This window comes from Alistipes sp. CAG:29, assembly GCF_000435435.1.
Classification (GTDB): domain Bacteria; phylum Bacteroidota; class Bacteroidia; order Bacteroidales; family Rikenellaceae; genus Alistipes; species Alistipes onderdonkii.
Genome location: NZ_FR893438.1, coordinates 1 through 23273, shown reverse-complemented (window position 1 = coordinate 23273; position 23273 = coordinate 1). Strand labels below are relative to the sequence as shown.

Sequence of the window (23273 nt, the reverse complement as noted above, 5' to 3'; positions counted from 1 at the left end):
TTGCGGGTATGGGAAGGTTTTGTGCGCTGGTGCTCCTGCTGTGCGCGGCATGGACGCCGTCCGAAGCGAAAATCAAGCTGCCCGCCATCGTGGGCGACAACATGGTGCTGCAACAGTCCTGCAACGTAAAGGTCTGGGGCTGGGCGGCGCCCGAGGCCGAAGTCAGTGTCGCCCCCTCGTGGTGCGGCGCCGTACGGACGCAGGCCGACAAGAAGGGACGCTGGTGCGTGACGGTCGCAACCCCGGCCGCCTCGTTCGAGCCGCGCAGCATCGCCCTCGGCGACGGTGACGGCGAACCCGTCGTGCTGAAGAATATCCTCATCGGCGAGGTGTGGCTCTGTTCGGGGCAGTCCAACATGGAGATCCCCGTGCAGGGAGGCCGCGACTGCCCGATCGAACATGCGCAGGAGATCATCGCCGAAAGTGCGCAGTACCCCGACGTGCGGCTCTTCTCGGTGAAAATCGACGGCGGGCTTCGTCCCCGGGAGGATGTGACGGGTGCCTGGTGCGAAGCCTCGCCCGGGAGCGTCAAGACCTTCAGCGCCATCGGCTACCTGTTCGGCCGCAACCTCCGCCGGGCGCTGAACGTCCCCGTGGGGATCATCAACAGCAGTTGCGGCGGCACGTGGATCGAAGCGTGGTTCCCGGCGTCGCTGCAACGCGGGTTCGCCGATTTCGACCCGGCGTCGGTCGCCACGCGCGAGGGGCAGAGCGGCATGAATACGGTCGAAATCCTTTACAACGGGATGATTTACCCGTTGCATAACTTTGCGATCAAGGGGTTCTGCTGGTATCAGGGCTGCTCGAATGTCGGGCGCAGCACCTGTTACGCCGACAAGATGGTGGCGATGATCGACCACTGGCGGGAGTTGTGGGGCGGCGAACGCAAGCCGTTCTACTACGTCGAGATCGCACCCCATGAGGACGGCGAGCAGAACGTGAACGAGGCGCTGGTGCGTGAGCAGCAGGCGCGGGTGATGGACATGACCGACAACGTGGGTATGGTTTGCACCAACGACCTGGTCTACGACTACGAGACGTGGAACGTGCATCCCAGCCAGAAGGAGCCCATCGCGCGGCGTCTGGCCTATTGGGCGCTGAGCCGGGACTACGGCTACGGCGATGCGGTCAAGACCATCGGGCCGCGGTTCAGGTCGATGGAGGTGCTCGAAGGCGGTGTCGTGAGGGTGCATTTCGACGGCAGCGACTGCGGGTTCCTCGTCAAGGGCGAGATCGAGGGCTTCGAACTGGCCGGCAGCGACGGGGTGTTCCGCCCCGCGAAGGCCGTGCGCCGGCGCCCCGACCCCACGGTGCTCTATGTCTCGAACTACGACGTGGGCAGCCCCGTGTACCTGCGCTATAATTTCAAGAATTGCAGCGTCGGCTGCCTGTGGGATGCCTTCGGGCAGCCCGTAGTGCCGTTCCGGACGGATAATTTTTAACTTTGTGGAACCGATCTAATATTTTGCGGAAATGAAAAAACTGATCTTGTTATGTGCGCTTTGCCTGTTTGGGGCGGGCGTTGTTTTCGGCCAGGCCTATTCCGACCTTCTCTACCGGGACTGGGCGGGGCTCAGGGCCTATGCCCAGGTGAACAAAACGCTGGGCGACGTGCGCCCCGACGTGGTTTTCATGGGTAACTCCATCACCGAGGGGTGGTTCAACCAGCACCCGGAGTTCTTTCAGAAAAACAACTTCCTGGGCCGCGGCATCGGCGGGCAGACCTCGTCGGAAATGCTGGTGCGCTTCCGCCAGGACGTGATCGAACTGCACCCGCAGTGCGTGGCGATCATGGCCGGGACGAACGATATTGCGATGAACAACGGGTACATCGCCCTGGAAAATACCTACCAGAACATCGTTTCGATGTGCGAGCTGGCACGCTTCAACGGGATAAAGGTGCTGCTGTGCTCCGTCACGCCGTGCGTGCGCTACAACTGGCGGCCGCAGGTGGAGCCCGGGAAGATCATCCCTAAGCTCAACGCGATGCTCAGGAAGTATGCGGACTCGGCCGAGGGCGTGGAGTATGTCGACTATTTCTCGGCGATGGCCGACAAGGACAACGCCATGCTCCCGGAATATTCGCCCGAGGGATGCCATCCCAACGGCGAGGGCTATAAGGTCATGGAGAAGATCATCGTGTCGGCCATCAACAAGGTGAACGGTACCGACAAAAACTATTTCGTCTACTAATCCGAAGCTGTCATGAATCTCAAACGAATACTTTTCCTGCTGGCGGCCGTGCTGCCCCTGCAGCTCTCCGCCAAGGTCACGCTCCCGGCGATCTTCACCGACAACATGGTGCTGCAGCAACAGAGCGATGTGAAAATCTGGGGCAGGGCCAAACCCGGCAAGGCCGTGAAAGTCACCACTTCGTGGGACGGCAAGACCTACGCGGCGACGGCCGCCGCATCGGGCGGCTGGGAGGTGCGCGTGTCGACCCCCGTGGCCGGCGGCCCCTATACGGTCACGGTTTCGGACGGCAAACCCGTCGAACTGAAAAACGTATTGATCGGCGAGGTCTGGCTCTGTTCGGGGCAGTCCAACATGGAGATGCGCGTTGCCGACCGGGTGCTGAACTACGAACAGGAGATGAAGGAGGCCGATGCCTACGGGAATATCCGCCTGCTGCATATCGACAACACCACCAGCCCGGTGCCGCTCGGCGAGGCTTCGGTTCGCCACGGCGGCTGGCAGGTGTGCTCGGGCGAACACATCGCCGACTTTTCGGCGACGGGTTACTTCTTCGGCAAGGAACTCTATAAAAACCTGGGCATACCCATCGGATTGATCGAGTCGTGCTGGGGCGGGACGTACGCCGAGTCGTGGACGAGCGCCGAAGCGCTGTCCGAGATGCCCTATTTCCGTCCCCGCGTCGAGAAGGTGAAGCAGATCCCCGAATCCCGGGAGGCGCGTAACAGGATGTTCCACGACGACATGGACGAGTGGCGCCTCCGGATGATGCAGGCCGACATGGCGTTCGAGGACGGCCGAGCGGTGTGGGCCGAGAGTTCGTTCGACGATTCGTTGTGGGGCGAGATCGCGGTTCCGGGGTTCGTGCAGGATCAGGGCCTCGACGGGTTCAGCGGCTTTATGTGGGTGCGCAGGGACGTCGAGATCCCGGCCGGCTGGGCCGGTAAGGAGCTGACGCTCACGCTTGCGGCCATAGACGACAACGATTTCACCTATTTCAACGGCGTCGAAGTGGGGCATACCGAGGGCTGCATGGCTTTCCGGAGCTATAAGATTCCCGCGTCGTTGGTCAAGGCCGGCAAGGCGACCGTAGCCGTGCGTGTGATGGATACGGGCGGCAAGGGCGGCATCTTCGGCGATGCGAACAGCATCGCCCTCGCCAAATCGGACTCGGAGAAACTCCCGCTGGCTGGGCAATGGAAATACAAGGTCTCGATGGGGCTGGGCGACGCCCCCGACATGCCGGTCAACACCGCCACCGAACCCAACTACCCGACGTTCCTCTTCAATGCGATGATCAACCCCCTCGTGGACTATGCCATCCGCGGCGCCATCTGGTACCAGGGTGAGGCCAACGTGGCGCGCGCGGCGCAGTACCGCGACCTGCTGCCGCTGATGATCCATGACTGGCGGCAGCACTGGGGGTATGCCTTCCCCTTCTATATCGTGCAGCTTCCCAACTACATGAAGGCACAGGAAGGCCCCGAGGAGTCGGAGTGGGCCGAGTTGCGCGAGGCGCAGAAACATGCGCTCCGCCTTGAGAACACGGGGCTGGCCGTGTGCATCGACGTCGGTGACGGCGACGACCTCCATCCGAAAAACAAACCGGCGGTCGGCCGGCGCCTCTCGCTCGTGGCACGGGCATTGACCTATGGTGAGCAGATTCCCTATTCGGGGCCCGTATACGAGGGTTACCGCATCGAGGGGAACACGATCCGCATCGACTTTTCGCACACGGACAAGGGGCTCAAGACCTCCGACGGCGGCCCCGTCAGGGGGTTCTATATCGCCGGCCCCGACCATAAGTTCCATGCCGCCAAGGCCGTCATCGAAGGCAATACGGTCGTCGTCTCTTCGGACGGGGTGCGTTTCCCCGTCGGGGTGCGCTATGCCTGGGCCAACAACCCGGTCTGCAACCTCAGTAACGGCGCCGGGCTTCCGGCCGGGCCGTTCCGCACCGACGACTGGACGGACGGCGCGAAACGCTATTAAGGAAACCGTCCGCCCCGTTTCCGGGCCGGATTCGGCCTGCAGGGAGGCGGGCTGCGCGGACGGAACATACGCGGGGTCATGGCAGGGCGCGCCCTGCCATGGCTTTCCCGTTCTGTGGCGGGGCGGATGATCCGCCCCGGCTTCCCGCTTTTTTCGGGAAACGGCCTGCCGCGTGATTTTGCGGTTCCGGATAAAAACATATCTTTGTAACAACATGCGAAGCGTTATGTCGAAAAAGTTGATTTTCCTGTTGCTGGCGGCGGTTTGGGTTGCCGTGCCTTCCGCCGTGGCCTCCCTCAAGTACGATACGCTGACCAGCGCGGACGGGTTGTCGAACAGTTCGGTCAACTGCATCTATCAGGATTCGACCCTGATGATGTGGTTCGGGACATGGGACGGCCTGAATGCCTACAACGGTTACGGCTTCAGGACTTACAAGTTCGCGCCGGACAATGCGAATACGATTTCGAACAACGTCATCCGCAACATCGTCGAGGAGGCGAAGGGCATCCTCTGGGTCGCCACCGACTACGGGATCAACCGCATCGACGTGGAAAACGACCGCATCGAACGCTTCTACCCCGGCTACGAGGACAACGGCCCCACGGCCGAGCAGGTATTCTCGGTCGCGGCCGCGGCCGACGGCACAATTTTCTGCGCCGCCACGGGGTGGGGCATCGCCTGCTACGACAAGGCGCTGGGCCGGCTTTCGGCACTCAATGTCCCGCAGTTCAACTCTTCGGAGATACGTGCCGTTTACTACGGCGGGCAGAATACCCTGTTGCTGCATACCGTGCAGGAGGAGCTGGTTCGGATTCGTTACGGGCTGTCCGCGACGGGGAGCATGGAGGTGCGGGAAAAGGTCGGGCTCTTCCCCGAAGGCGGGGTCAAGTCGGTGTTCGACAGCCGGACGGCGCTCTACCTGGTTACGGCCGATGCGGAAATTTACCGCTACGAACGCCGCGACGGGGAGCTGGCGGCGGTGGGCAAATTCCCCCCCCCGGCCCGTGAGATACGCGCTGTCGCCCAATACGGCGACGATTACCTGCTGATAGCGACCGGGGCGCCGGACATGTATGTCTGCGACATGCCCGGGCGGACGTTCCACCGGATGTCGCAAATGCCCGACATCAACATCCTTTCGCTCTGCTACGGCAGCCAGGACATCCTGTGGGTCGGCAGCGACGGGCAGGGCGTCTTTCAGGTATACAACGACGGCATCCAGTTCGACAAGATTCCCAACAGCCGGATTTTCGGCGACAGGAACTGCCCCGTGCGCGCCTTCTGCGAGGACAGCCGCGGGAACGTCTATGTCGCCACGAAAGGCAACGGGATCGGCATGTTGCGTCCCGACGGGAGTCGGGGCGCGGTCTACGACGTATCCGGGGGACTGGGTAATAATTCCGTCTACGCCCTCGCCGGGGGATTCGGCGACGACCTGTTCATCGGGCACGACGGTGCCGGGCTCGATGTGCTTTCGTGTGCCACGGGGCGCATCTCGTCCATCAAACCCGTCCCGGGCACCTATTTCGGTTCGGTGTATGCGATTTACCGCGATCCGTCGGACGGCTGCGTGTGGCTCGGGACGAACGGCTACGGGCTGATCGGGCTGCAGCTGGCCGAGTCGGGCGGGCGTTACGAAATCAGGCGGCAGCGGGTCTATGTCAACGACAAGAAGGACGCCACCTCGCTGAGCAACAATACGGTGTTCGCGATCGTCCCGGCCGGCGGCGGAAAGCTGTGGGTCGGAACGCGCGGTGGCGGGTTGAACCTCTTCGACACCCGCAGCGGCAAGTTTACCCATTACACGACCTCCTCGGGCGATTATCCGATCAGCAGCAACGACATCCTGTCGCTCTACGCCGGGCGCGACTCGACGCTCTGGATCGGGACGAGCTACGGTCTGAACCGGCTTAGCCCCACCGCAGGGGGACGGGGCGGTTTCCGCTGGTATATCGAAAAGGACGGGCTGCCGAACAACACCATCCACGGTATCCTGGAGGACGACTCGGGCAACCTTTGGCTCAGCACCAACAAGGGGCTGGCGCAGCTGAACCCTGGCGACAACCGGATAATCAGCTATTACAACAACGAGGAGTTGCAGAGCAACGAATTTTCCGACGGTGCCTATTACCGTTCGCGCGACGGCAGGATGTACTTCGGCGGAGTGGCCGGGTTCAACCGGTTCGATCCCCGCGACATCCGCGTGCGGACGTATGCCCCGGCCGTGCAGCTCAACAATTTCCTGATCAAGCAGACGCCCGTGCCCGGATTCCGTGCCGACCGCGAGATCGTCCTGTCGCACAGCGAAAACTTTTTCAGCATCCAGTTCTCCGCGCTGGAATACATCCGCAACGGCAACTGCGAATACGCCTACATCCTCAAGGGGTTCAACGACGACTGGGTGGATATCGGCACCGACAACACGGCGGTCTTCACCAACGTGCCGCCCGGAGCCTATGAATTCTGCGTGCGCTGTACCAACGGCGACAAAATCTGGAGCGGCAATACCGCTTCGCTGCATATCCGGGTGCGTCCGCCGTGGTGGAACACGGTGTGGGCCTATATGGTCTACCTGCTGCTCTCGTTCGTGGTGCTGTACGTCGTCTGGTTCGTGGTCAACGACCGGATCGAGCAGCGGCGCAGGCTGCTGATGGAGTCGATGAGCCGGCAGCAGCAGAGCGACAACTACGAGGCCAAACTCCGCTTTTTCACCAGCATCGCCCACGAGTTCTGCACCCCTTTGACGCTGATCTACGGTTCGGGCGAGCAGCTGCTCAACAGTTACAGCCTCGCGCCCGACGTCGCCAAGCATGTCCGCATCGTGAAGAACAATGCGGCGCGTATGCAGCGCCTGATCGGCGAGTTGATGGAGTTCCGGCGGGTCGAGACCGGGCATTACACGCCCCGGTACGTGCTGGTCAACGTCACGGAGCTGATTTCGACCATCACCGACAATTTCAACGAGGTCAACGAGCAGCGGCGCATCGACCTGCGCATCGACTTCCCGGCGCAGGAGGTCATCCTCGTGAGCGACCAGGGGGCACTGGAGAAAATCCTCTACAACCTGGTTTCCAATGCCTATAAATATACGCCCGCAGGCGGATACATCAGCATCGCGCTGCGTGCGGAGGCCGGCCGTACGACCGTGAGGGTCAGGAACTCGGGCAAGGGTATCAAGCCCGAGGACATCGGCAATGTCTTCAACCGCTTCGAGATACTCGACAATTTCGAACGGCAGGCCAACGAGGGCAAGGTCATGCGCAACGGCATCGGGCTGGCGCTCGCCAAGAGCCTGGCCGACATGCTGTCGGGAAATATTACGGTGAGCAGCAACCCCGGCGAATATACCACCTTCACCCTGTCGCTGCCCGAGGTGAGCCGCGACCTGGTGACCGAACCGGGGCAGACGGGTGTGCCCGATTATCCGCTGCCCGACGTCGAGGACATGCGGACGGGGCAGGCCCGAGAGTCGCGTGCCGCGGGGGCCTCGATCCTGGTGGTGGACGACGAAAAGCAGATCCGCGACCTGATCGCCGAGATACTCTCCGACGAATATTCCGTCATCCAGGCCGCCGACGGGACGGAGGCCATCGAGATCCTCAAACACAAGCGCCCCGACCTGATTATCAGCGATGTCAGTATGCCGAACGTGGACGGGCTCGAATTGCTCAAATACCTCAAGGGCAACGAGATCACCAAATATATTCCGTTCGTGTTCCTCTCCTTCAAGAGCGATGTCGAACAGGAAATCCGCGGCTACGAACTGGGCGGCGACGCCTATATCTCCAAGCCGTTCCATCCCAAGCACCTGCTGGCCGTCGTACACCAGATACTCAACAACCGCCTCTCGCTGAGGGATTACTACAATTCCGTGATCTCCTCGTCGGACGTCTACGAGGGGAATACGATCGACGCCGACGACAAGAAGTTCATCGTACAGCTTGCCGGGATCATCGAGGAGAACATGACCGACGAGAACCTGTCGCTGAATTTCCTGTGCGACAAGATGTGCGTGAGCCGCATGAGCCTCTACCGCAAGATCCGCGAGATCACGCAGATGACGCCGAGCGAATATATCCGCTCGGTGAAGATCAGCCATGCGACGCACCTGCTCCGGACGACCAATATGACCATCCAGGAAATCATGTTCTGCTCGGGTTTCAACAACAAGTCCTACTTCTACCGCGAGTTCGCCAAAATATACCACATGTCGCCCAGGGAGATGCGCGAAAAAGAGCGCTGAGCGGGCAAAAGTGCCGTTTCCCGGCGTGAAGATACGTTTCGGTTACAATAGTATACCTTGCAACGCCCCCGGGGGCTTAATTTTGCAAGGCAATACTAAACTACTGACATGAAAGAAACAACCGTCTCGACCTCGGGCAACGGCATTCTCGGCAGGGCTTTCTCGGAAATCCGGCATTTCGGAACCTATCCGTTCAACATGCGGATACTCCTGCTGACGAACATGCTGTATGCGTTCGTCCTCCCCGTCGTGGAACTTTTTGTCGGCACTTACATCATGCGCAACAGTTCGGAGCTGGCGTATGTGGTGGGCTACCAGCTGGCCGTCTACACGGGCATCCCGCTCACCTTCCTGGTGAACGGCTTTCTCATGCGCCGCATCCGGATTTCGCACCTCTATTCGTTCGGGATGCTGCTGAGCGGCGTTTCGATGGCCGTGATGATGTCGCTCGAAACGCTCGACCTGGCCGGGATCGTCGTGGCGGGACTTATCATGGGGCTATCGTACGGCTTTTTCTGGGCCAACCGCGATTTTCTCGCCCTGAATTCCACCGACGACGGCAACCGCAACTATTACTACGGTCTGGAAAGTTTCTTCAACACCGTCGCCGGCGTCGTCGTGCCCGGTATGATCGGGGCGTTCCTGGGCGCCACGGCCGACCACAACTGGCTCGGGGGAAATATCAACCTGGCCTATAAACTGGTGACCCTCTTCGTTTTCGCGCTTACGATCATCGCTTCGGCCGTCGTATTCCGCGGCAGGTTCTCCAATCCCCCGAAGGAGCGGGTCGTATTCNNNAAGGAGCGGTTCATCTATCTGCGCTTCGATGTGCTGTGGAACAAGATGATGCGCCTTGCCGTCCTGAAGGGGATCGCCCAGGGATACATCGTCACGGCGCCGTCGATGCTGGTCATGACGCTCGTCGGGAACGAATCCACGCTCGGGACGCTGCAATCGGTCAGCGCCATCGTCTCGGCCGTGCTGCTCTACCTGCTGGGGCGCTTCGCTTCGGCCAGGCACCGGGTGCTGATCTTCTCCTCGGGCCTGCTGCTCTTCGCACTGGGCGGGGCGTTCAATGCCGTGCTCTATTCGGCAACGGGCGCGATCGTCTTCATGCTGTGCCTGGTGATGGGGCGTCCGCTGATGGATCTGGGCTATTTCCCGATCCAGTTGCGGGTCATCGACTACGTGAGCCGGAAGGAGAACCGCAACTCCTACGCCTATATTTTCGTCCACGAATTCGCCCTTTACCTCGGCCGTTTCTTCGGGTGCGGGCTGTTCATCGTCCTGACGATCTGCCTGTCGGATACCTTTGCGATCCGCTATGCGCTGCTCATCATCGGGATCATCCAGCTCGTCTCGATCGGCATCTCCCGGAACATCATCCGGGCGCTCGACAGGGCCGAGGCGGAATAGAATACCCGGCTCGGGGGCAAGAGGGACAGCCCCGGGCCGGGACGATGCGGAGGGGCTCCGTCGCTGCCGGAGGGTACAGGCCCGGCCTGTGCCCCCGGTATGGCGGCCCCGCCCGTATCGGGAATGCTGCCGCCGCGGAGCGGCTCCGGTTTGCCTTACTTTAAAAATTGACCGATATGGATAGGAGACAACTCATGCTGGGTACCGGCGGCTTGTTGCTGGCCGGGGCACCTTCCGGCAGGGGAGATCCGGGAGCAGGTGGCGATGAATATCGACTGGTTCCCGACGCTGCTCGACCTGTGCGGGCTGGATGCCTCGGGGATCGATGTCGACGGGGTGGGCATCGTGCCGCTGATCCGCGACGGAGCCGAAGCTTCGCCGCACGACGTGCTGCACTTCGATTTCGAGAGGCAGTGGGCCGTGCGCCGGGGCGACTGGAAGCTGATCTGCAATGCGATCGACGTGTTGCCCAACGACAGGAACAAGACGCTCGAAGGGCTGTACCTGACCAACCTGAAGATCGACCGCACCGAATCGGAGAACCTGATCGACAGGTACCCCGAAAAGGCGCAGGAGCTGCTCGCGCTGCGCAGGGCCTACGAGGCTTCGCTGGGGAAGGACAAGGAGTAAATCCCGCCCCGCCCTCGGTCGTGAGGCGGATGCACGCCGCCGGGGAGCATCCGGATAAAACAAGGGGAGGCCGCATCGGCCTCCCCTTCACTTGTTTGCAGCCTGCCCGGATCAGTTCGGGCGCAGTACGACCTTGCGCGTCTGCGGCTTGTTGATCTCGTAGATGGTCTCCACGAGCAGTTCCATCTGCTGCGCGCGTGCCTCGCGGACATGCGGGAGCATGAGCTTGGCGTAGTTTTCGCGGTGGATCTGGAGCCAGATGTTCTTTCCTTTTTCCGCGTCGAGCACGCTCACGGCATGTGCGTCGTTGGCGTCGAGCAGCCCCTTGTTCTGAAAGAAATCGTACTGCACCCAGGCGTAGTCGCGGAAGTTGCGTTCGATTTCCCAGCGGTATTCGTTTAGGTGCATCACCTCCATCGCCTGCCGGTACTGCGGCGTCTGCAGCTCCGCGAGGTTGATGCCTTCGCCCAGCTGTTTGCCGCTCCAGGTGCCGATCCGCTCGCCGTCGATGTAAAGCGTGTAGTCGCCTTTCAGCCCCTTGACGGTCAGCATTTCGCGGTTCATCTCCTCGATGAAGGGAACCAGCTTCGTGGCCTCGGCCTGGCTGCGCTTGGATCCCATCCCGTGCGTTAAGGTGTCGAGCGGGTAGGGCAGGGCTTCGGCCAGGTAGTCGAACGAGATTTCGCGGCCGTTTCTGCGCAGGCCGGTGATTTCGCAGTTGCCAGCCTTGAGAACCTTCGCCTTCGCCGCGTCGATTTGCACGTCGGCCACCTCCCTGCCGGCAAAGCCCTGTGCCTTGAGGTAGAGGTAGGCCATCACCATGTGTCCGTCGTTGTCCGGGTGGATGCGGTCGCCCATCGACAGCGAGAACGAAGGTTGTCCGGCCTGCACGCGCCGGCCGATTTCGACCATCGGGGCGCTGAAATCCACGAACTCCCAGCCGTTGGCTGCGGCCGACTCCTTCTGGAACCCGACGACGCGATCCATCACGGCGTTCTTGCCCCGCAGCGGGGCGTTGTTCTCGATTTGGGCCGTTTCGTCGTAGGGCGAACCCCCGAGCATCACGACCCGCACGCCGTCGAGGGTTTGCAGGCGCTTCTCCATCTTCTTGAAGTTGTCGTAGCACTCCCGGTATTTCTTTTCGCCGAATGCCCCGGCATCGTCGCCGTTGTATTCCATGTAGCCCGTGTCGTTCATGCCGAAGGTCACGGTCAGCACCGTGGGGCGTTTGCTGAGAACGTCGCCGTCCAGGCGCTTGTACATGTCGCCTGCGGTCTCGCCGCCGATGCCGGCGTTCATCACCCGCAAATCCATGTACGGGAAGCGGGTCATGTAATAGAGCCAGATGTAGGAGTGGTAGTGGCCGCCGTCGGTGATGCTGTTGCCGAGGAATACGGCGCGGTCGCCGTCCTTGAACGGCGCTACGGTCTGCGCCGCGGCGGAAGCGCACATGCAGAGCGCCGCCGCAAGGGATAGAAGGATTCTTTTCATGGTTATGCGGTTTGTTGTGTTTTGGTGAGCCGATTTATTCGTACGAGGGCGGCAGTTGTGTCCGGCCCCAGTTCCCGGACGGTTTGGCCGAGGTCGTATATTCCAGCGTCGCGCCGTTGCGGAGCGCATCCCAGCCGATCCATGTGCTGCCGTAGGGTTTCCCGTCGAGTTTGAGCGCCGTGGTGTAGATTCGTTTCTCCGAGCCCCCGGTGATGGTGATGTCGCCGTGCTTGAGGTGGATGACCACCTTGTCGAAGACCGGGGTGCTGAGCGTGAAGCCGCCTACGCCCGGGATCATGGGGTAGAGCCCCGTGCATGCGAAGACGTACCAGGCTCCCATCGTGCCCAGGTCGTCGTTGCCCGGCAGCCCGTCGGGGGCGCTCGTGTACTGCTCGTTGAGGATGCGGTTGATGACCTTCGAGGTCTTGTCCGGCCGTCCGAGCCAGTTGTAGACCCACGGGATATGGAAGCTCGGCTCGTTGCCCGAGGCGAACCACGGGTCGTTGTACCCCGCGTCGAGGCGCACGAAGAATTCGTCGAGCCGCTTTTCGGCCGCGGCCTTGCCGCCCATCGTTTCGATCAGCCCCGCCAGGTCGTAGGGCACCATCCAGAAATAGTTTTTATAGGTCGATTCGCGCCAGTCTTCGCCGAGCGGTTTCCACGACCCGTCGGCATTGCGCGACTGCAGCCAGCCGGTCTGGGGGTTGTAGAGGTTTTTCCACGAGCGGGCGTAGTGGAAATAGCGCCAGCTGGCGAATTCGTCGCCGCAGGCGTGCAGCGCGAACTGCCCGATGGAGAAGTCCGACGAGGTGTATTCGAGCTGCTCCGAAGCGTTGTAGTACCCCTTTTCGAGGTATTGTTTCAAGCCCGGGCGCTCCTCCACGTCCTGCGATTTGGCACCCGGCACCTCGGCGTTCCTGCGCATGATCTGGAACAGCGGGAAGGGGTCGTAGTCCTGTGCGCCGAACGCCCAGGCGTTTGCGATCAGGATCGGCGTGGGGTCGCCCTGCATGATGCCGGTCTCGATGTTGGCCATCACCCAGCGGGGAAAGGCGCCGCCCGACTGCTCGGCGAAATGCTGGTGCGAGAGTACCACGTCGGACGCCACGTCGGGCGCCAGCATCGAGAGCAGCTGGATCTGCGTGCGGTAGGTATCCCAGTTGCTGAACGAGGTGTACTGCTTCGAACGGCTTCGGTGCACCCGGAAATCGGCGCCCATGTACTCGCCGTTCACGTCGCTGCATACGTTGGGGTGGATCAATACGCGGTAGAGGTGCGTGTAGAACTGGGTCGTGCGGTCGGGGTTGGTGCCTTCGGCCTCGATCAGCCCCAGGTAGTCGTTCCACCTCCGTTCGGCGGCGTGCTGCACGGCCGCGAAATCCCACCCGGCGTTTTCGGCCGCGAGGTTTGCGCGGGCGTTCTCCACCGAGACGTACGAAACGCCGATCTTGTACTGTACGTTGCGGTTCTCGGTGAGGTCGAACGTGAAGTAGACGCCCGATTCGCTCCCCTCGGCGAAACGTCCGCCGGGGGTGAGCCGATCCTCTTTCCAGATGCCTGTCGTGACGGCCCGCGCGTCGAACTCGGCGACGAAGTAGACCTTGTACGGGGTGCGTACGCCGCAGAAGTTGCCGCCTTCGGCATAGCCCTCGCAGCTGTTGGGGCCGGTGATGACGACGGCGGCCTGTTCGATCGGCGTGGCGGCGATGCCCGCGCCGATGATCACGGTGCCGAACGCCTCTCCCGCGGGGTATTCATAGCGGGCCATGCCCGTGCGCTCGGTGACGGTGAGCCGCGCCTTGACCGCCTCCTGCACGGTGGCTTCGTAGTAGCCGGCATGGCCCTGTTCGCCGCAGATGCCGACCCGGTAGTCGAGGATGTTTTCGGGCGAAGAGTCGAGTTTCCCCGTTACGGGGAAGGTCGGGAAATTACCCATGTGGCTGCACCCGCCGCCGCTCAACTGGTTGATGACGAACCCGCCCCGCTTGGCGAAATAGGTCGGCGTGAACTGTACCATGCCGAACGGGTAGGTCGCCCCGGGATAGAGGTAACCCGAGGTCAGCCCCACGCCCCGGGTGCCGATCAGCGTGTTGACCTTGTGCGCGTAGCTGTCGCTTTGCTGCCCGCAGGCGCTGCTGGCCCCGAGTAAGAGGGCCGCCAGCGACAGGGATATTGTTTTCAGGGATTTGAACATGTCCTTCGGAATTTCGGTTGTCGATCGGTTCATTCTGGTCTGGAAAGCGAGAAGGGAGCCGCATCCTTGCCCGTGCCGCGTTCCTTGTTGGGCTCGGGGCCCATTACCAGGCGCATGACGCCGCCGTCGGCGATGTCCTTGTAGGTGATGTAATTCTTGTCGAGCGGCTTGCCGTTGAGCGTCGCGGACTGGATATAGACGTTCTGCTGCGAGTTACCGTCGGCCTCGATGACGAACTTCCGGCCGTCCTCCATCGTGATGGTCGCCTTGCGGAATACGGGGCTGCCCAATACGTACTGGTCGGTGCCGGGGCAGACGCTGTAAATGCCCAGCGAACTCAAAATATACCACGAGGACATGCCGCCCTGGTCTTCGTCGCCCGGATAGCCGCGCTCCGAGGAGTTGTAGAGCCGCCCGGTGATCTGCCGCGACCAGTATTGGGTCTTCCACGGCTGGCCGGCGTAGCTGTACAGGTAGATCATATGCTGGATGGGCTGGTTGCCGTGGGCGTATTGCCCCATGCCGGCCAGTTCCATCTCCTTCATCTCGTGGATCATGCCGCCGTAGGTGCCCGGACGGATGACGTTCGGCACGGTGAATACCGAGTCGATCTTGGCGGTGAACGCTTCGTCGCTGCCGTAGAGGTTGATGAGCCCCTGCACGTCGTGGAATACCGACCAGTTATAGTGCCAGGCGTTGCCTTCGCAGTAGGGGCCGCCCCACTCGTAGGGGTCGAAGGGTGCGAGCCAGCTGCCGTCCTTGAGGCGGCCGCGCATGAAGCCCGACTCCTTGTCGAAGACGTTGCGGTAGTTATACATCACGCGCGAGAAGATCTCCTCGTAGAACTTGTTGCCGGTCATGCGCGCCAGCTGGTAGCCGCAGAAATCGTCGTAGGCGTATTCGAGCGTCTGTGCCGTCGAGCCCATCGACTCGGGGTAGGAGACGTATCCCAGCTGCCAGTACTCCTTCCATCCCGCGCGGCCGTTGGCACCGCCCCACGGGCCTTTGTTCATCGCCTCCTTGGCGTAGGCTTCCAGCGCCTTTTGGGGGTCGAACGTGCGGATGCCTTTGGCCCATGCGTCGGTCAGCAGCGAAATGGCGTGGTTGCCGATCATGCCGCCCGTCTCGCCGGGCGCCGACCACGATGGCAGCCAGCCGCACTGCTCCTGTGCCGCCAGCAGGGCGTTCATGTAGCGTCCCTGCATCGTCGGGTGCAGGATGTTGGTCAGCGGGAACTGCGAACGGAACGTATCCCAGAAACCGTTGTCGGTATACATGTAGCCGGCGTGTACCTTGCCGTCGTAGGGGCTGTAATAGTAGGGGTTGCCCTCGGCGTCGCGTTCGTAGAACTTGCGCGAGAAGAGGTTGGCGCGGAACAGGCACGAATAGAAGGTGCGGATCTCCTCGTCGGTGCCGCCTTCGACCGCGATGCGGCCCAGCAGGGCGTTCCACGTCTCGGCGCCGCGCTTTCGGGTCGCTTCGAGGTTCTTGTCGGCGCCCAGTTCGCGGTCGAGCGTGAGCAGCGCCTGCTCGGGGCTGATGTAGGACGAGGCGGCCTTGGCCTGCACTTTGGTGCCGGCCTTGAAGCGCACGTAGGCCCCGTAGCCCTTGCCTTCGCCCTCGGTCATGCCCGGGAAGCGTTCGTCATGCTCGTTCTCCCAGAGCCCGTACTCCTCGAACGGCCGGTCGAACTGGATGACGAAATAGTTGCGGAAGGTTTCGGGGTGGTTGACGAAACGCTGGTTGTTCACCCACCCCGAGATCTGCCGTTTGGCGGGGTCGATCTTCATTCCGCTCATGGCGAAATAGCCGTCCAGCACCAGGTAGGCGTCGCCTTTCCGGGGGTAGGTGAAGCGCAGGTGCACGCCGCGCGTGGTGGGTGCCATTTCGGTGGTGATGCCGTTGTCGAGCGTCACCCGGTAATAGTGCGGTTTGGCGATCTCGTTGGCGTGGCTGAATTTCGACGCACGCGCGTCCTCGTTTACGACTAGCTCCCCGACCTCGGGCATGAGCGAATAGACCGCATAGTCGCTCATCCACGGGCTGCACTGGTGCGCCTGTTGGAATCCGCGGATCTTGTCGACCGAGTACTGGTATTTCCAGCCTTCGCCGTTGGGGCCGGTCTGTGCGCCCCAGGTGTGCATCCCGTAGGGCATGCCGGTCGTGGCGTAAGTGTTGCCGTAGCTCAGTTCGAATTTCGAGTCGGTGCCCTGCAGCGTGTTCACGTATTGCACGTAGTCCTGTTTCTGCGCGAAGGCGGCCGACAGCGAGCAGAGGCCGAAGAGGCCTGCCGCGGCGATCCGCCTGAGCGATGACCGCAGCCGGCTGCGGTCTTTGTTGACGGTGTTTTCCATAGGTTTGTCGTCTGTTATTAATGATATGATTAGGTTCGTTCTGTTGTTGCCTATATGCCCCACCGGGTGTTGGGGGTGTCGCCCATGTAGAGTTCGAGCGTCCCTCCGGCCGCAATGTCGGCGAAGTCGATGTGGGATGCCGTGTGCTCCCTGCCGTTGAGCACCGCCCGCTGTATGTAGACGTTCGAGGGGCTGTTCCCGTGCGCCACGACGGTGAATGTCCCGCCCGGTGCGTAGGCCGGGTCGAGGCGCAGTTCGATGCGGTCGAAGACGGGGCTGGTGATCTCCATCCGCGTGTCGCCCGGGCAGGCGGGATGCAGGCCCGCGGCCGCGAGCACGTACCAGGCCGACATCTGTCCGGCGTCCTCGTTGCCCACGATCCCCTCGACCTTGTCGGCGTAGGCCTTTTCGCAGATATGGCGCGTCCATTTCTGGGTCTGCCACGGCTGCCCGAGCCGGTTGAAGAGGAACGGCACGAGGTGGACGGGTTCGTTGGCGTGGTTGTAGTAGTCGTTCCAAAGCATGTCCGACGGAGTTTTGTCGAAGAACTCCGTGAGGTCGCGCAGGACGGCTTCGCGCCCGCCCATGAGCGATACCATGCCCTCGACGTCGTGCGGCACGAACCATCCCTGCTGATAGGGGTTCGACTCGATGCAGCCGTACCACTCGGTGGTGCGGGCGTTCCCGGGCCACGGCTCCCACCCTCCGTCGGCGCGGCGCGGGCGGAACCACCCCTTCTCCCGGTCGAAGATATTGCGGTAGGCCTGCCCTTTGGCGGCGTAGAGGGCGGCGTCTTCCCGCTTGCCCAGCTGCGTGGCCAGGCGCGAGATGCACCAGTCGGTATAGGCGTATTCGAGCGTGTGCGAAATGCACAGTTCCGAGGGGGTGTAGCCCAGCGGGTCGTTGCCGAAACGCTTCGAGGAGTTCACGGCATAGCGGTAGGCCTTCTCGACGTCGTAGCTGCGGATGCCCTTGGCATAGGCGTCGGCCAGTACCGACAGCGCCGGGTTGCCCAGCATGCAGCCCGAGTAGGCGTTGACGATCTCCCAGCGCTCGAAATAGTGGCGCCCGCTCTCGTCGGCCATCGTGACGAGCGAGTTCACCAGGTCGCTGACCAGCTGCGGGTTGATGATGGTCTGCAACGGCATCTGGCTGCGGAACACGTCCCAGCCGCTGAAGATCGTGCGTTTGGTGAACCTGCCTCCCGTGGTATGGATCCTGCCGTCCGCTCCCGGGTAGCGCCCGTCGGCGTCGGTGTAGATGCGGGGGTCGATCATCGTGTGGTAGAGCGCCGTGTAGAAGATCGTCTTTTGCCGGTCGCTGCCCCCGTCGATGCGGATGCGCGCCAGCTCCCGGTTCCACAGCTCGCGCGCCTCGCGGGCAACCTGGTCGAACGCCTTGCCGGCGATCTCCGCCTCGAAATTCTTCCGGGCGCCCTCCATGTCGACGAACGAGATGCCCGCACGAAGGATGACCTGCTCGTCCTGCCGCGTCCCGAATTCGGTGTAGAAACCGATGTGCCTGCCTTCGATGCGGTCGATGCCCGTGACGACGGGCGCCGCGGCTACGCGCTGCAGGTAGGGGACGCTGACCACCTCGTCGCGCTTGCGTACCCAGTCGTCGGGGATGTCGGCGCTCCAGAACCCGTAGTTTTCCATCGGCTTGTCCACCTGCGCGTAGAAATAGACCGTATAGTCGGCCTGTCCCTCGCCGTTGCCCCAGCCGCCCGTGGCGGGGGTGCATTTCATCCACCCGGCGATGGTGTGCTTGTCCACCACCTCGATGTATTGCCGCTCGGCCGTGCCGCCGACGCGGCGCGCCAGGTCGATCTGGATGCGCGACTGTTCGCCCTCGGGAAAGGTGAAGCGCAGGATGCCGCAGTGCGGGGTCGCCGAACTTTCGGCACGGATGCCGTAGTCGGTCAGCAGGGCGCTGTAATACCCCGCGCGCGCGGTTTCCGTGGCCTTGTCGTAATGGGAACGGTAACCCCCGATCGAGCCGTCCTCCCTGCCCGCGATCTTTTGCAGCGGGCCGGTCGTCGGCATGACCAGCAGGTTGCCCAGGTCGCCGAACCAGCCCACGCCGCTCATCTGCGTGAAGGCGAACCCTTCGATGGTCGTGTGCTCGTAGCTGTACCCGGGGCTGTTGTCCTCGCCCGTGATGGTGTTGGGGCTGACCTGCACCATGCCGTAGGGAGTCGTCGCCCCGGGGAAGGTCTTGCCCAGCCCGTGGTAGACGCCCGCGGCGCTCGTGCTGGTGCTCGCCCCGATGAAGGGGTTCACGTAGTCGGCCGGCGAGAAGCTGCCCGTGTCGCCCTGCACGACCGCGGAGCAGCCGGTGAGCCCCATGGACGGGCAGCATAATAAGAGGAAGAGTAAGGTCTTGGGAATGTTGCGGTAGTGCATGGCTTGGTCTTATTTTGTCAGTCGAAGGGTTTTCAGTCCGAAGCGGGGCATCGCCACCTCGATTTCCGATACGCCGCCCCGCTTGCGGATGGCGCAGGCGGCCGTCGCGTTCCCGTTCAGGTCGGTCTGCTCGACCTTCGAAAGCGGGAAGGCGAACCTGATTTTCTGCGGGGTGCCGTCGCCGTCGGCGTTGAACAGGCGCACGACGATCTGCTCCCTGTCGAGGTAGGCGGCCGAAATCTCATAGCCCGTGCCCGTCGCGTCGATCAGCGAGGCTTCGTCCGCGGCGGCCTGCGCCGCAAACGTGCAGAGCAGCGGTTCGTTCCAGCGCCGGTTCTCCTCCTGGATGCCTGCGGCGTCCCATGCCCTGCGGTGGGGTACGACGGCGAACCGGATGTGCGTCGGGCCGTCGATGGGGTAGTCGCGCCCCCAGAGCCCGTTGCCGGAGTATTGCACCGTAAGTCCCAGCGGGGCGTCTGCGCCGTAGGAATAGGAAGTCGTGTGGTCGGAGAGGAGCGCCAAGCCGTAGCCGCCGTCCCGCTCCGCGAGGTCTACCCAGTGCAGGATGACGTTGTGCTTGATGTTGTCCCAGGTGGTGAAGTGGGTGTTTTCCAGCGTGCTTTTGCAGACGTCGAAAGGTGCGTCCTTATACAGCGCGGGGGCGTCGAGGGCGGCCGGGAAGAGGATGTTGAGGTTGAAACGGTCGTCGTAGAATGCCCTGTGGTTGTTGTTGAAGCCGTCCTTCTGGCGGAATGCCCCGATGCCGACATTGTGCTGCCAGTCGATCTTCAGGTCGAAACCGATCTTCCGTTCGCCCTTGCGGAGCGTGATCGTCTGCGTGAAGGGGTGCGTGTCGATCCGGCCGCTTATGCGGACGCTCTTTTCCAGCTCGTTGTCGCAGAGTACGGTCACGGTGGCCGGGGACTGTGCCGAGGAGTGGAACTGCCCCTGGTCGTAGAAGAATCCCCGCAACTCGCCGAATGCGAACCGGTGCTGCGGGTCGGCGAATTCCTTCCCGCCCTCCTTTTTTGCGACGAGGCTCGTGATGGTGCCTCCCCGTGCAGGGTCGATTACGATCCGGTACATGTCGTTCTCGAGGATGTATTCGTCCGCCCCTATCTGGCGGGGTGCGGCCGCGGCCGCGTTGCCGGATGTCTTTTTTACAGTGTAGGTCGTGTAACCGAATGCCGGGACGGAGGCTTCGAACAGGAGCCGCCGCCCGCCCGCCGTCGGGACGATGGCGTGCGGAACCCGTTTGCCTTTGGCATTTGTCACTGCCAGCTCCCCGTCGCCGAGGCCTTCGGGCAGCGTCGCCGACACCGTTTCGCGGCGGGGGCTGCCGAGCGTGTTGCAGACGCGCAGGTAGGTTGTCTGGCCGTCGCCGCCCGGTGCCGCGAAGCTTTGCAGCGCCTTGGCGATCACCCCGTCGCACAGCGAGTCGGTGGCGGCCGTCCAGCGGCGGATGTGCTGCGCCCATGTCCCCTGCCTGTTGAGCCCGTTGTAAGGTACGATCCACGAGTCGTGGTGCTGGGCGAGCATCAGCGTCCGCCAGCCCTCGTCGAGCGTTGCCTGCCCGTAGCGGTAGCCGTTCACGAGGTTGGCGATGACCCCTGCCTTTTCGGCCATGACGAGCTTGTTCTCCGATTCGCGCACCTGCTGCGCGATGCGCTGCAAGACCTGGCTGCCCCACATGAGGCTTACGCGGACATCTTCCTGCGGCATGCGGTAGTCGTCGGAGCTCCTGCCGTCGGTCACCCGTTCGAAATACTCCCGCCACGTGACGTAGACCGAGTTGTTGCGGATGCTGTCGCCTGACCCGATCCAGGGGCCGTATTTCCATCCCGCATCCTGGTAGCACATCCCCACGGGGTGGGCGATGCCGTATGCGATGCAGGCGTCGAGGTACTCCTTCTCATTGCCCCATGCCGTGGTCTGCCATACCGAGTTTTTCTGGAGCTCTTCGCAGGCGTGGCGCGGCGAAGTGAGGATCGAACTGCCGTCGGGGCCGACCCAGTTGACCAGTTCGCCGCCGTAGGGCGCCGTGTACCCGCCCCAGCAGGTATTCGGACATTTCAGGGAGGCGTATTTGAACCCGTAGAGTTTCAGGATTTGCGGCAGGCAGCTGGTGAAGCACGGCTCCTCGACGGAGTAGGTGACGAACTCCACGTCGGGGAAATGACTGCGGATCTTCCGCATGCCGTATCCGAACTGCCGGATGATGCTTTCGCCCGAGATGTTGTAGCAGTAGGGCTGGGCATAGGACGGGTTGGTGAATTCGACGCGCCTGTCGGCGGCGATCGCCTTGAAGCGGGCGTAGTCGGCCGGCGTACGCACCTCGACGGTGTCCCACGTCTCGGGTTCGATCTCCAGCCCGATCCTCCATTCGGGATGCGCGGCCATCTGGTCGGTGATGAAGCGGGTTTTCCAGGCGACCGGGTAGTGGCCGTAGACGCCCCCGTGGTATCCGTCGACGAAATAAACCCGTTGCTGGGAGCGGACGGGGGTGCCCGATGCGAGCAGGAGCAGGGCCAGGCACAGCGCCGTTATGACTTTCGGCTTCCGGCGGTACGATGTGCCGTGCCGCATATCCCCTGTCCTTCCGAAAATCGTCCGGGCTGCCTTGCAGACGGATGCAAACCCGTTGTAAAATGAGTCCATGGTCGTATTTAAGTTTGGTTTGTAGGTTTCGGAACATTGCGTAATTCCACTTTTACAAAGTAACTTAATAAAAATGTAACCCGGGATTATATCCCGGGTATGTTAGAGGTAAAGTAAATATACTTTTTTGGAAAGGTGTTTATAAACAGCGGTTTATGCGCTCGGATCCCGGCCGTTTTGGTAAACCGGATTGAAATCCGCCGACCGGCCTTCCGCCGTGGTTTTTGTCCGGTTTTGTGTCCGGGATGCTGCCCCGGCCTGTTTGTGGCCCGTTTGTGGCGTGTTGTTTTCTTTTGTTAATTTGTATGTTTGCCGCAATAGTGCGGACAGCGTGGCCACACCTTGTTCGGTAAAAGCAAGCGGCAAAGATGATTTTTGCCGCTTTGTCCGGATGTCGTAAATCTTATTTTGGATAACTGTTATTTCTATTGTTCGGGTTTGAGGGGCAGGGCGGTTTCGTTTATTGGGCTATTTTCTGTTTGTAGTAGTCGAATTGTTTCCGGCAAACATTTTCCACAACGTCGCGGAGCAGTTCGACTTTCGGCATAAGCGCGTCGATATCCTCTTTGGTGACGACGAAATCATCGTTATACCGGGCTTCGACGTAAGCGCTTCTTAAAAGTTCGAACAGGCGTTTTTCTTCCGGTGTGTCGCGGAGAAAGACTTTTGCCAATTCCATTGTGTAAATCTTGCATTTCTCAATCAGAAATTCAAGGTCATGTTCCTTATGACCCTAAAGAGCGAATACCAACGGGATAGTCTTTATAAAATATTCAGTCGCTTGGTGCAACATAAAAGAGGTCATTGGATAAGTTTTTCGATCATACGCAATTTTAGTATGGAATAAAAAATCCGTTGCACTCGCAAATTTCTTGTCGTAATACTTTTGCGCCTTTTTCTCAATCTCGCAAAAATTCAGTTCGCGCGGAGTGGCTAACTGGTATTCCCCCGAATCGTAAAGTACAACACCCTGTGTGAGAATATCCGCATAAAAATAATGGCCCTCCGAAAGCGCGTTGTTTAACTTTACAATTCCTTGCAAACTTTAAGGAATTATCACAACTCGGCATAGCCGACGGACATAACTATAAAGGGTAAACAACCCTTTATACCATCGAAAACTTGGAGACTTCTTCGGAAGATGTTTAGCGCGGTATAATGGTTGTCAGTCCTTGTTATGTCCTGCTTGCTTTTTGCGAGCAGGACGACAAGGGCGCAGGACAGTTTCCGCGCAATGGTTTCTCCAAGACCTTCGATGGAAAGTTGACACCGCGCCCCTTTTTTATGCCTGTCCGGGGCGCAAAATCCAGCTTCAAATTCATCCCCTGAATTTATGGAAACCCGTGGCGTCCTGCCGTCCTTGCGTACTGTCGCCGCACCTGCGGATTGCATCCGCCCCCGAACCGGGAACGGACGGAATCGGTATGTTCCGGCGGCAAGCGCCTGCCGTGGTTCGGTGGTAAACAGGTATGCGCGCGTACCTGCGGGAGCAGCCGGGCGAGATGGATTGACTTGGCATGGTTTTTATCCGGCTGTTCTTTTTTTCGGTCTATTCAGCCAATTCCACGATTATAACCGAAATGTTATATCTTTACGCCGTCATTCAGCAAACGGCAAGGTACGTTTATTGCGTTCCTGTGAATTGATACGCCCAAAATTGTTACGCCCATTCGTCGAATTTCATAAGGCAATAT

11 protein-coding genes and 1 pseudogene are annotated in these 23273 nt (G+C 61.3%); 6 read left to right on the top strand and 6 right to left on the bottom strand.

Translation table 11 applies throughout. The annotated features are described in order from the left end of the window. The first annotated feature begins 8 nt into the window (after positions 1–8). From QVP03_RS04395 to QVP03_RS04370, 6 genes are all read left to right on the top strand, one after another. Positions 9–1442, top strand: a complete 1434-nt coding sequence (locus QVP03_RS04395) for a sialate O-acetylesterase (RefSeq protein ID WP_022332369.1) — start codon at positions 9–11, stop codon at positions 1440–1442. A 31-nt stretch (positions 1443–1473) separates the two neighbouring features. After that, on the top strand, positions 1474–2193 hold the full coding sequence (locus tag QVP03_RS04390) for a GDSL-type esterase/lipase family protein (protein ID WP_022332368.1): 720 nt from the start codon (positions 1474–1476) through the stop codon (positions 2191–2193). Between the two features lie 12 nt (positions 2194–2205). Further along, a complete protein-coding gene (locus QVP03_RS04385; RefSeq protein ID WP_022332367.1) occupies positions 2206–4185 on the top strand; it encodes a sialate O-acetylesterase in 1980 nt (659 codons plus the stop codon). Between the two features lie 226 nt (positions 4186–4411). After that, on the top strand, positions 4412–8431 hold the full coding sequence (locus QVP03_RS04380; protein WP_022332366.1) for a two-component regulator propeller domain-containing protein: 4020 nt from the start codon (positions 4412–4414) through the stop codon (positions 8429–8431). 108 nt (positions 8432–8539) lie between these two features. Then, positions 8540–9847, top strand: coding sequence for an MFS transporter (locus tag QVP03_RS04375; protein WP_022332365.1), 1308 nt, complete (start codon positions 8540–8542; stop codon positions 9845–9847). Between the two features lie 174 nt (positions 9848–10021). Further along, positions 10022–10477, top strand: a complete 456-nt coding sequence (locus tag QVP03_RS04370) for a sulfatase/phosphatase domain-containing protein (RefSeq protein ID WP_330054255.1) — start codon at positions 10022–10024, stop codon at positions 10475–10477. Positions 10478–10588: 111 nt separating this feature from the next. Here the strand turns inward: QVP03_RS04370 and QVP03_RS04365 are convergent, their stop codons facing one another. From QVP03_RS04365 to QVP03_RS04340, 6 genes and pseudogenes are all read right to left on the bottom strand, one after another. After that, complete coding sequence (locus QVP03_RS04365) at positions 10589–11968, bottom strand: SGNH/GDSL hydrolase family protein (protein ID WP_022332363.1); 1380 nt, start codon at positions 11966–11968, stop codon at positions 10589–10591. Positions 11969–12002: 34 nt separating this feature from the next. Further along, positions 12003–14162 carry a GH92 family glycosyl hydrolase gene (locus QVP03_RS04360; RefSeq protein WP_022332362.1) on the bottom strand — a complete coding sequence of 720 codons (2160 nt, stop codon included), beginning with the start codon at positions 14160–14162 and terminating at the stop codon, positions 12003–12005. Positions 14163–14191: 29 nt separating this feature from the next. Further along, entirely contained in the window at positions 14192–16516 is a 2325-nt protein-coding gene (locus QVP03_RS04355) for a GH92 family glycosyl hydrolase (protein WP_022332361.1), read from the bottom strand. 50 nt (positions 16517–16566) lie between these two features. After that, positions 16567–18906 (bottom strand): GH92 family glycosyl hydrolase, encoded by a 2340-nt coding sequence (locus QVP03_RS04350; protein ID WP_410511478.1) that lies wholly within the window; start codon positions 18904–18906, stop codon positions 16567–16569. 24 nt (positions 18907–18930) lie between these two features. After that, a complete protein-coding gene (locus tag QVP03_RS04345) occupies positions 18931–21579 on the bottom strand; it encodes a glycoside hydrolase family 38 C-terminal domain-containing protein (RefSeq protein WP_022332359.1) in 2649 nt (882 codons plus the stop codon). 460 nt (positions 21580–22039) lie between these two features. Then, positions 22040–22294: pseudogene (locus tag QVP03_RS04340) on the bottom strand (HEPN domain-containing protein); the annotation flags it as partial. Between the last annotated feature and the right edge of the window lie 979 nt (positions 22295–23273).